Here is a 9,913-nt window from a genome sequence, read left to right as displayed (position 1 = left end):
GAGCCGCCCAAGGAGAAACCGGGCGTGAGTTTCAGTCGTCAGTACCAGGCCGGAAGGAATCCAGGCGCATGAGCAGCCTCACTGTTGAACCTCGCTTCAAAGAACACGACGCCAATTTCTTCGCCCGCATGGGCTGGCTGCTGACGGTGGTCGGCGCGGGTGGGTTCTTCCTGTGGGCCAGCCTGGCGCCCTTGGACCAGGGCATTCCGGTGCAGGGCACGGTGGTGGTGTCAGGCAAGCGCAAGGCGGTGCAAACCCTGAGCCCCGGCGTGGTCAGCCGGATTCTGGTGAAGGAGGGCGAGCTTGTGAAACAAGGCCAGCCGCTGTTTCGTCTCGACCAGACCCAGCACCAGGCCGACGTGCAATCCCTGCAAGCCCAGTACCGCATGGCTTGGGCCAGCGTGGCACGCTGGCAGAGCGAGCGCGACAACCAGGTCAGCATCCGCTTTCCGGCTGAACTGAGTGCCAATCCCGACCCGGCCCTGGCGCTGGTGCTGGAAGGCCAGCGTCAATTGTTCAGCAGCCGTCGTGAGGCCTTTGCGCGTGAGCAGGCGGGTATCCGTGCCAATATCGACGGCGCCACCGCGCAGTTGGGCGGCATGCGCCGCGCCCGCAGCGACCTGACCGCCCAGGCCCAGTCCCTGCGTGATCAACTGAGCAACTTGCAACCCTTGGCCGACAACGGCTACATCCCGCGCAACCGGCTGATGGACTACCAACGCCAGTTGTCCCAGGTGCAGCAGGACCTGGCGCAGAACATCGGTGAAAGTGGCCGGGTCGAGCAGGGCATTCTTGAATCGCGTCTGAAACTGCAACAGCACAGCGAGGAATACCAGAAGGAAGTGCGCAGCCAGTTGGCCGACGCGCAATTGCGCAGCCTGACCCTGGAACAGCAACTCACCTCCGCCGGGTTCGACCTGCAACACAGCGAAATCAACGCCCCGGCGGATGGCATCGCGGTCAATCTCAGCGTGCACACCGAAGGCGCCGTAGTGCGGGCGGGTGAAACCCTGCTGGAGATCGTGCCCCAGGACACGCGCCTGGAAGTGGAGGGGCGTTTGCCGGTGCATTTGGTCGACAAGGTCGGCACGCACTTGCCGGTCGATATCCTGTTCACCGCCTTCAACCAGAGCCGCACACCGCGTGTGCCGGGGGAGGTCAGCCTGATTTCTGCCGACCAGATGCTCGATGAAAAAACCGGCGCGGCCTATTACGTGCTGCGCACCACGGTGAGCGAAGCGGCGTTGGAGAAACTCCACGGGCTGGTGATCAAGCCCGGCATGCCCGCCGAGATGTTCGTGCGCACTGGCGAGCGCTCGTTGCTCAATTACCTGTTCAAGCCGCTGCTCGACCGTGCCGGCTCCGCGTTGACCGAGGAATAGACATGAAGCACGTGTTTATCGCCTTGCTGTTGACCAGCGCTAGTGCCCAGGCCGCCATGGGTCCGTTTGATGTGTACGAACAGGCTTTGCGCAACGATCCGGTGTTCCTCGGAGCGATCAAGGAGCGCGACGCCGGCCTGGAAAACCGCGCCATCGGCCGCGCCGGGCTGTTGCCGAAGCTCTCGTACAACTACAACAAGGGCCGCAACAATTCCCAGGCGACCCTGCCGGACGGGCGCGGCGGCAATTACCACGACGACCGCAACTACAACAGCTATGGCTCCACCTTCAGCCTGCAACAGCCGTTGTTCGACTACGAGGCCTACGCCAACTACCGCAAAGGCGTGGCCCAGGCGCTGTTTGCCGATGAAAGCTTTCGCGACAAGAGCCAGGCGCTGCTGGTGCGCGTGCTGACCTATTACACCCAGGCCTTGTTTGCCCAGGACCAGATCGACATCGCCCGCGCGAAGAAGAAGGCGTTCGAGCAGCAGTTCCAGCAGAACCAGCATTTGTTCCAGCAAGGCGAGGGCACTCGCACCGACATCCTGGAAGCTGAATCACGCTATGAACTGGCCACCGCCGAAGAGATCCAGGCCCTGGATGAACAGGACGCGTCCCTGCGGGAGCTGGGCGCACTGATTGGCGTGCAAAGCGTCAACATCCACGACCTGGCCCCGCTGAACCAGGGCTTTGCCGCCTTCACCCTGACGCCGGCCAACTACGACACCTGGCATGAACTGGCGATCAGCAATAACCCTACGCTCGCCTCCCAGCGCCAGGCGTTGGAAGTGGCGCGTTATGAAGTGGAACGCAACCGCGCCGGGCATCTGCCCAAGGTCACGGCCTATGCCAGCTCGCGCCAGCAGGAGTCCGACAGCGGCAACACCTACAACCAGCGCTATGACACCAACACCATCGGCGTCGAAGTCAGCCTGCCGCTGTATGCCGGTGGCGGTATCTCGGCGTCCACGCGCCAGGCCAGTCGCGCCATGGAGCAGGCCGAGTACGAACTGGAGGGCAAGACCCGCGAAACCCTGATCGAACTGCGTCGGCAGTTCAGCGCCTGCCTGTCGGGGGTGAGCAAGTTGCGTGCGTATCAGAAGGCCTTGGTGTCGGCCGAAGCGCTGGTGGTGTCGACCCAGCAAAGCATCCTGGGGGGCGAGCGGGTCAACCTCGATGCACTCAACGCCGAGCAGCAGCTCTACAGCACGCGGCGCGACCTGGCCCAGGCGCGGTACGACTACCTGATGGCCTGGACCAAATTGCATTACTACGCCGGCAACCTGCGCGATACCGACCTGGCCAAGGTCGATGAGGCGTTTGGGCGTTGATTTTGGGTGTTCACAACAATAAGAGAGGCACTGACATGGGTATCTTTGACTATAAAAACCTCGGCACCGAGGGTTCCAAGGCGTTGTTCGCCGACGCGATGGCGATCACGCTGTATTCCTATCACAACCTGGACAACGGCTTTGCCGTGGGTTACCAGCACAATGGCCTGGGGCTGGGCTTGCCGGCCACGTTGGTCGGCGCGCTGCTGGGCAGTACGGATTCTCAGGGTGTGATCCCCGGCATTCCCTGGAACCCGGATTCGGAAAAAGCGGCGCTGGACGCGGTGCAAAAGGCCGGTTGGACGCCCATCAGCGCCAGCACCCTGGGCTACGGCGGCAAGGTCGATGCGCGGGGTACGTTCTTCGGCGAAAAGGCCGGTTACACCACGGCCCAGGTCGAGGTGTTGGGTAAGTACGATGACGCAGGCAAGCTACTGGAGATCGGTATTGGCTTTCGCGGCACCTCAGGGCCTAGGGAAACCTTGATCAGCGATTCCATCGGCGACCTGGTCAGTGACCTGCTGGCCGCACTGGGCCCCAAGGATTACGCGAAGAATTATGCCGGGGAGGCCTTTGGCGGTTTGCTCAAGAACGTTGCTGACTATGCCAGCGCCCACGGCTTGAGCGGCAAGGATGTAGTCGTCAGCGGCCACAGCCTGGGCGGGCTGGCCGTCAACAGCATGGCCGACCTGAGCAACAATAAGTGGGCCGGTTTCTACAAGGATGCCAACTATGTGGCCTATGCGTCACCGACCCAAAGTGCCGGCGACAAGGTGCTGAATATCGGCTATGAAAACGACCCGGTGTTCCGTGCGCTGGATGGCGCGTCCTTCAACCTGTCGTCCCTGGGCGTGCATGACAAACCCCATGAGTCGACCACCGACAATATCGTCAGCTTCAACGACCACTACGCCTCGACGCTGTGGAATGTGCTGCCGTTTTCCATTGTCAATCTCCCGACCTGGGTTTCGCACCTGCCCACCGGTTACGGCGATGGCCTGACGCGGGTGCTTGAGTCAGGCTTCTACGAGCAGATGACCCGTGATTCCACGGTGATTGTCGCCAACCTGTCGGACCCGGCGCGGGCCAATACGTGGGTGCAGGATCTCAACCGCAATGCTGAACCGCATAAAGGCGATACCTTCATCATTGGCAGCGACGGCAATGACCTGATCCAGGGGGGCAAGGGCGCGGACTTTATCGAGGGCGGCAAGGGCAATGACACGATCCGCGATAACAGCGGGCACAACACCTTTCTGTTCAGCGGGCATTTCGGCCAGGACCGGGTGATTGGCTATCAATCGACGGACACGCTGGTGTTCAAGGATGTGCAGGGCAGTGTGGATTACCGTGAGCACGGTGGGGATACGGTGATCAGTGTGGGCGGGGATTCGGTGACGCTGGTTGGGGTTAGCGGATGGTCGGGGGAGGGCGTTGTCATCGTCTGACAGACACATGTGGGGGCCAGGCCCCCACATGATTGCTCAATCAGTCTTCCTTGCGCACGGTGGCCACATCGTCGGCCTTGACCCGTACACGCTTGCCGGCGATGTCGGTGAACTCGTAGAAACCGTCGGCGGTCTTGGTTTTTGGGGTGTCCTTGGTCAAATACTGTGTGCCGTTTTGCAGCGTCACTACGGTCTGCGTCGCGCAACCGGCCAATACCAGAAAAGTGAGTGCAACCAGTGGCAGACCCAAATTCTTCATGTTCATAACCCTTACCTTTAACCTTGAAAAGTCCCACGCCAGAGGCGCGGGCAACAAATGTTACGCCATCGGCTCACCCATCTGATCACTTTTATGTGAAAAGTTGCAGGCGCCATTTATCTATTAGCCATTGCAACCTGGCCTTGGCGACGGCACTCTGTATGCATAACCAGTATTTGAACGCTGCACGCCATGGCCAACCCCCTCGAAGACCCGCTCTATTACCTGCATAACTTCCGCCAGGTCCTGCATTGGCTGGGGCAACGCTATGCGGACCTGCTGGATGCGGACGAACAGCATTTCATTCAGCAATTTGACAGGTTGCCGCAGGCGTCCCAGGCACTTTTGGTGCGCATGGTGATGCGCAAGGGTGTGCATTTTCGGGCTGGCAAGCTCAATTACCTGGAGATCGGCTGCACCCACGCCGCTGCCGCGCCATTGCTTGCCTTGGGCTGGGTCGACAATCAATCCCCGCTGGCCTTTGAAGCGCTGTTCGGCTTGCTGCAAAAAGGCGAGATACTCGGTGCGTTCAAGCCCTGGATCGACCAGCCCAAGGGCAAGAAGTCCGATTGGTTGGAAGGGCTGGCGGCGCAATTCACCGACAACCGCAGTTTCGCCAGCTGGTGTCCGGACCTTACCGACACCCTGTACAGCCTTACCGTCATGGAATTGTGTGATCGCCTGCGCCTGATGTTCTTCGGCAACCTGCATCAGGACTGGTCGGAATTCGTGCTGGCCGACCTGGGCATCTACACCTACGAAAAAGTCGAATTCTGCGCAGAATCCCGTGGGCTGCGCAGCCGTGACGATGTGCACGGCTTTCTGTTCCTGCACCAATGCCAGCAGGCCTTTGAAGCCGGTGAAGCGTTGGAGGAGGTACTTGTCAGGGTCGCAACCCTGAGTACCGACAACCCCTGGCTGGAAAAACGTCGGGCCAAGTTGTTGTTCCAGGTCGGTCAATATTGCGAGCGCATTGCCGAGTTGGCGTTGGCGGAACAGATTTACCGCGCCTGTACCTATCCTGGTGCCCGCTCACGACTGATTCGGGTGCTGGAGCGCCAGGAGGACTACGGCCAAGCCATGGCCCTGGCAACTGCCGCCCAACAGGCCCCGGAAAGCGCCGCCGAGCAGCAACACTTATTGCGTGTCGTGCCACGCCTGCGCCGCAAGCTGGGTGAACCGGCGTTGCCCAAAACCAAGCCACGTCCGGTCACCCGACTGGACCTGGCCCTTGCACTGCCCGAGCCGCTGATGTCGGTGGAGTATTGCGTGCAGGCTCACCTCAGCGAGCCCGATGGGCCGGTGCACTACGTTGAAAACGGGCTGATCAATTCACTGTTCGGCCTGCTGTGCTGGGACGTGATCTTTACGCCGCTGCCGGGTTCATTTTTCCACCCGTTCCAACGCGGGCCAGCGGACCTGCACAGCGAAGACTTCCACCAGCGCCGTGCACCGCTGTTCGCCGCGTGTTTCGAGCAATTGCAGGACGAACGCTACAAAGCCACCATTCGCCAACGTTACAGCGACAAGTGGGGGATCCAGTCACCTTTCGTGTTCTGGAACCTGCTCAGCGAAGACCTGCTGGAACAGGCCCTGGCCTGCCTGCCCGCCGAACACCTGCGCTACTGGTTTGAACGGCTGCTGCTGGACATCCGCGCCAACCGCGCCGGCATGCCCGACCTGATCCAGTTTTGGCCAGCGCAAAAAACCTACCGCATGATCGAGGTCAAGGGACCTGGCGATCGCCTGCAGGACAACCAGTTGCGCTGGCTGGAATTCTGCGGCGAATACCAGATGCCGGTGACGGTCTGCTATGTGCGTTGGGCAGAGTCCGCTTGAGCTACAACGTTGCCGTGCGTGCACTGTGTGAGTTCACGGCCAAGGTCGGTGACCTGGACCTGCGTTTTACGCCGTCGCCCAGCGCCCAGGAAGGCATTGTCGGCCACCGCACCGTCGCCTCGCGGCGCAGCGCGCACTACCAGAATGAAGTGGCGCTTGAAGGCGAGTACCAGCAGCTCAAGGTGCGGGGCAGGGCAGACGGCTACGACCCTGACGCCAACCGCCTGGAAGAAGTGAAGACCTATCGCGGCGACCTCGACGCCCAGCCGGCCAACCATCGGCAACTGCACTGGGCCCAAGTCAAAGTGTATGGCTGGCTGATGTGCCAGAAGCTCAACCTCGCGGAAATCGACCTGGCGCTGGTCTACTTCGACATCGTCGGCGAAGGCGAGACAGTGCTTAACCAACGCTTCCAAGCCGCCGAGCTGGAACCCTTCTTCAACCAGCAATGCGCACTGTTCCTCGGTTGGGCCAAACAGGAAATGGCACACCGCGAAGCGCGCAACAGCGCCGCGCAGACCCTGGCGTTTCCCCATGCCGGTTTCCGTCCTGGCCAGCGTTCGCTTGCCGAATCGGTGTTCAAGGCGGTCAGCACCGGCCGTTGCCTGATGGCCCAGGCACCGACCGGTATCGGCAAGACCATCGGTACGATTTTTCCCTTGATCAAGGCCCTGGCGCCCCAGCAACTGGACAAGCTGTTCTTCCTCACTGCCAAGACGCCCGGCCGCAAACTGGCCCTGGATGCCGCCCAGGTGCTGCATGCCAGCAGTCCCGACATGCCTTTGCGTGTGCTGGAGTTGGTGGCGCGGGACAAAGCCTGCGAACACCTCGACAAGGCCTGTCATGGCGATTCATGCCCCCTGGCCAAAGGCTTCTACGACCGTTTGCCCGCCGCACGCATCGCCGCCGCCAAGGTGCGCCTGCTCGATCAGCGCAACCTGCGCGAGGTGGCCCTGGCCCATGACGTCTGCCCCTATTACCTGAGCCAGGAAATGGCGCGCTGGGCCGACCTGGTGGTCGCCGACTACAACTATTACTTCGATTTTGGCGCCATGTTGTTCGGCCTGGCCCAGCTCAACCAGTGGCGTGCAGCCGTGCTGGTGGACGAGGCACACAACCTGGTCGAGCGCGCCCGCTCGATGTACAGCGCCAGCCTCGACCAGTACCACCTCAAGACCCTGCGCGACACAGCCCCCGAGCCCTTGAAGAAGCCCTTGCAGCGCCTCAACCGTGAGTGGAACGCGCTGCATAAAGACCAACTTGCGCCGTACCAGGCCTACAGCGTCCGCCCCGAGAAACTGCTGCAGGCCCTGAGCCTGTGTGCGAGCGCCATGGGCGAGTACTTCAATGAACACCCCGAATCCCTCAGCGGCGACCTGCAAAATTTCTATTTCGAGGTGCTGCAATTCGGTAAGGTCGCCGAGCTGTTCAACGAACACTTCATTTTCGACATCAGTAAGCGCCAGCTCGGCGGCAAGCGCAGCAGCTCGACCCTGTGCCTGCGCAACGTGGTGCCTGCCGAGTTCATCCGCCCACGGTTGACGGCGGCCCGCAGCAGCGTGTTGTTTTCCGCGACCCTGAGCCCCCGTCATTACTACGCGGATTTGCTGGGCCTGCCGACGGACACGGCATGGATCGATGTGGAGTCGCCGTTCAAGGCCGAGCAGTTGCAGGTGCACATCGTCGATTCAATCTCTACGCGCTTCGTGCACCGCGAGGCCTCGCTGGAGCCGATCGTTGCGTTGATCGCTCGCCAGTACCTGCAACAGCCGGGCAACTACCTGGCGTTTTTCTCGAGTTTTGATTATTTGCAGCAGGTGGCGCAGTTGCTGGCCGAGCGGCATCCGAAGATCGCGCTGTGGCAACAGTCTCGCGGCATGGCCGAGGCCGAGCGCCAGGCCTTTCTCGACCAGTTCACCGAGCACAGCCAGGGCATCGGGTTTGCCGTGCTGGGCGGCGCGTTCGGCGAGGGCATCGACTTGCCCGGAACCCGTTTGATCGGCGCATTCATTGCCACCCTTGGCCTGCCCCAGTTGAACCCGGTCAACGAACAGATGAAGTTGCGCATGGGCACGATCTTCGGCGCGGGCTACGACTACACCTACCTGTATCCCGGCATCCAGAAAGTCGTGCAGGCGGCGGGCCGGGTGATCCGCAGCCAGCAGGATCAGGGTGTGGTGATGTTGATCGATGACCGATTTGGCGAGGCACGGGTACGTCAATTGCTGCCGCGCTGGTGGGCGGTGGCTTGAGTCATTCCTGCCATCAATGATGCTGGTGGCTTCAGCCGCCATGGTCCACGCTGGGGAAAACCTTCAAATAGGTCATGCCCATGCGCCAGCACTTCATCAGCGTCAACGGTATTGAGTTAAGCGTTCATATTGCAGGCCCAGAACAGGGGACGCCGATCTGGTTGCTTCACGGTTTCCCGGAATGCTGGTACTCCTGGCGCGAACAGATTCCCGCACTGGCAGCGGCGGGTTATCGCGTATTTGCCCCGCAAATGCGTGGTTATGGCCAGACAAGTTCGCCCAGTGAAATTGCCGACTATGACCTGTTGACCCTATGCGGCGATATCCAGCAAGCCATGGACCATTTTGGCCATACGCAGGTGGTGATGGCCGGCCATGACTGGGGCGCTGTGGTGGCTTGGCACCTGGCGTTGCTTGAGCCTGAGCGTGTCACACGCTTGATCACGATGTCGGTCCCGTTCGCTGGGCGCGCACGGCGGCCGGTGATCGAAATCATGCGCGAGCTGTATGCCGACCGCTTCAACTACATCCTGTATTTCCAGGCGCCGGGCGTTGCCGAGCAGGAGTTGAATGCTGATGTCGAACGCACTTTGCGCCTGTTCATGCAGGACCAGGATGTGTTTCTACAGCGCAAGCCTGCCAGCGCCACCTTGCTCGAAGGCATGTCGGCGCCCGGTGAAATGCCGCATTGGTGTTCCCAGGCGGACTTGGACGTGTATGTGAACACCTTTGCCGAGCACGGTTTTCGTGGCCCGCTGAACTGGTATCGCAACTTTGAACGCAACTGGCAACGCACTGAGTGCCTGGCGGAGCAGCAGGTCTTGCAACCCACGTTGTTCCTGATCGGCGACCGCGACCCGGTCGGGGTCTTCGAGGCCCACACGCTCAAGCGCATGCCGGATTCAGTGCCGCAGCTTGAGCAACACGTGTTGGCCAACTGTGGTCACTGGATCCAGAACGAACAAGCCCAACAGGTCAACGCGCTGATGCTCGGGTTTCTAGGGAAAACGTGAAGGTTGCCCCTCGACCCGGTTGATCCACCAGGCGAATGCTGCGCCCATGTAATTGCAGGATGCGGTGCACGATGCGCAGGCCCAGGCCACCGTCACGGCGGGCACCGCCGATGGTAAACGCGCGCAGGAACAAGCCTTCGCGCAGCTCGGCGTCGATGCCTGGGCCGCTGTCGCTGACGGTGATGGCGACAGCATTGGGTTCCGGCGACAACGTCACCTCGATTTCGCCGTTCACCGGTGTATGACGCAGGGCGTTATCCAACAGGTTGGTCAACACTCGCTCGATCAGACCCAGGTCCGCCAGCACCGTGGGCACTTGCGGTGGAAGGGTCGCAGTGAGCGTAATGCCGCGCGCTTCGGCCGTGAGCTCGAATTTCTGGAAAATGTCC

At 61.3% G+C, this 9,913-nt stretch carries 8 protein-coding genes; 6 read left to right on the top strand and 2 right to left on the bottom strand.

The features are described 5' to 3' along the window. Positions 1 to 68 precede the first annotated feature (68 nt). The 3 genes from HX823_RS31185 to HX823_RS31175 are packed head-to-tail and all read left to right on the top strand — an operon-like array spanning position 69 to position 4,161. Positions 69 to 1,382 (top strand): HlyD family type I secretion periplasmic adaptor subunit, encoded by a 1,314-nt coding sequence (locus HX823_RS31185; RefSeq protein WP_177078480.1) that lies wholly within the window; start codon positions 69 to 71, stop codon positions 1,380 to 1,382. Between the two features lie 2 nt (positions 1,383 to 1,384). Continuing rightward, positions 1,385 to 2,713, top strand: a complete 1,329-nt coding sequence (locus tag HX823_RS31180) for a TolC family outer membrane protein (protein WP_177078478.1) — start codon at positions 1,385 to 1,387, stop codon at positions 2,711 to 2,713. 35 nt (positions 2,714 to 2,748) lie between these two features. Then, complete coding sequence (locus HX823_RS31175) at positions 2,749 to 4,161, top strand: lipase (RefSeq protein ID WP_177078476.1); 1,413 nt, start codon at positions 2,749 to 2,751, stop codon at positions 4,159 to 4,161. A gap of 40 nt (positions 4,162 to 4,201) precedes the next feature. Here the strand turns inward: HX823_RS31175 and HX823_RS31170 are convergent, their stop codons facing one another. Beyond that, positions 4,202 to 4,426, bottom strand: coding sequence for a YgdI/YgdR family lipoprotein (locus HX823_RS31170; protein ID WP_033902158.1), 225 nt, complete (start codon positions 4,424 to 4,426; stop codon positions 4,202 to 4,204). 186 nt (positions 4,427 to 4,612) lie between these two features. Between HX823_RS31170 and HX823_RS31165 the strand changes: the two genes are divergently transcribed. The 3 genes from HX823_RS31165 (at position 4,613) to HX823_RS31155 (ending at position 9,524) form a co-directional block, all read left to right on the top strand. Further along, positions 4,613 to 6,259 carry a VRR-NUC domain-containing protein gene (locus tag HX823_RS31165; RefSeq protein WP_038850509.1) on the top strand — a complete coding sequence of 549 codons (1,647 nt, stop codon included), beginning with the start codon at positions 4,613 to 4,615 and terminating at the stop codon, positions 6,257 to 6,259. Beyond that, on the top strand, positions 6,256 to 8,511 hold the full coding sequence (locus tag HX823_RS31160) for an ATP-dependent DNA helicase (protein ID WP_177078474.1): 2,256 nt from the start codon (positions 6,256 to 6,258) through the stop codon (positions 8,509 to 8,511). The genes HX823_RS31165 and HX823_RS31160 overlap by 4 nt, the downstream gene beginning before the upstream one ends. An 80-nt stretch (positions 8,512 to 8,591) precedes the next feature. Then, on the top strand, positions 8,592 to 9,524 hold the full coding sequence (locus HX823_RS31155) for an alpha/beta fold hydrolase (protein ID WP_177078472.1): 933 nt from the start codon (positions 8,592 to 8,594) through the stop codon (positions 9,522 to 9,524). On the opposite strand, the gene HX823_RS31150 is transcribed toward HX823_RS31155, so the two are convergent. Then, positions 9,487 to 9,913, bottom strand: a 427-nt coding sequence (locus tag HX823_RS31150; RefSeq protein WP_177078470.1) for a sensor histidine kinase KdpD, incomplete at its 5' end; no start/stop codon positions are given. The genes HX823_RS31155 and HX823_RS31150 overlap by 38 nt on opposite strands.

It is taken from the genome of Pseudomonas sp. P7759, from assembly GCF_013386445.1.
Taxonomy (GTDB): domain Bacteria; phylum Pseudomonadota; class Gammaproteobacteria; order Pseudomonadales; family Pseudomonadaceae; genus Aquipseudomonas; species Aquipseudomonas azotoformans_A.
Note: the sequence above shows the minus strand (reverse complement) of the source record. Positions and strands in the feature narration are given on the sequence as shown.

Bases quoted from the DNA above. Each gene is read 5' to 3' on its own strand.
- HX823_RS31185 (WP_177078480.1), top strand. From the start codon at position 69: ATGAGCAGCCTCACTGTTGAACCTCGCTTCAAAGAACACGACGCCAAT.
- HX823_RS31180 (WP_177078478.1), top strand. From the start codon at position 1,385: ATGAAGCACGTGTTTATCGCCTTGCTGTTGACCAGCGCTAGTGCCCAG.
- HX823_RS31175 (WP_177078476.1), top strand. From the start codon at position 2,749: ATGGGTATCTTTGACTATAAAAACCTCGGCACCGAGGGTTCCAAGGCG.
- HX823_RS31170 (WP_033902158.1), bottom strand. From the start codon at position 4,426: ATGAACATGAAGAATTTGGGTCTGCCACTGGTTGCACTCACTTTTCTG.
- HX823_RS31165 (WP_038850509.1), top strand. From the start codon at position 4,613: ATGGCCAACCCCCTCGAAGACCCGCTCTATTACCTGCATAACTTCCGC.
- HX823_RS31155 (WP_177078472.1), top strand. From the start codon at position 8,592: ATGCGCCAGCACTTCATCAGCGTCAACGGTATTGAGTTAAGCGTTCAT.